This window comes from Halomonas marinisediminis (assembly GCF_004347715.1).
In the GTDB taxonomy this organism is placed as follows: Bacteria; Pseudomonadota; Gammaproteobacteria; order Pseudomonadales; family Halomonadaceae; genus Halomonas; species Halomonas icarae.
Genome location: NZ_SLTR01000365.1, coordinates 1 through 281, shown reverse-complemented (window position 1 = coordinate 281; position 281 = coordinate 1). Strand labels below are relative to the sequence as shown.

Sequence of the window (281 nt, the reverse complement as noted above, 5' to 3'; positions counted from 1 at the left end):
ACCTGAAGACGCTGAAGCTCCCGACCTTCTTGCGGGAGCACGAGAAGCTGGCGCGCCAATGTGCAGCCGAGGGCCTGGACCACGTCCAGTTCCTCGCCCGACTGGTCGAACTGGAACTGATCGACCGCGAGGGACGGATGATCGAACGCCGGATCAAGGCTGCAAAGTTCCCCGCCAAGAAGAGCCTGGACAGCTTCGACTTCAAGGCGATCCCGAAGCTCAACAAGATGCAGGTACTGGATCTCGCCCGTTGCGAATGGATCGAGCGGCGCGAAAACGTC

At 60.9% G+C, this 281-nt stretch carries 1 protein-coding gene; it reads left to right on the top strand.

Annotated elements, in window-relative coordinates; translation table 11 throughout:
• Positions 1–2: 2 nt before the first annotated feature.
• The coding region (locus E0702_RS17020) for an ATP-binding protein (RefSeq protein ID WP_240721810.1) at positions 3–281 on the top strand (279 nt) is incomplete at its 3' end.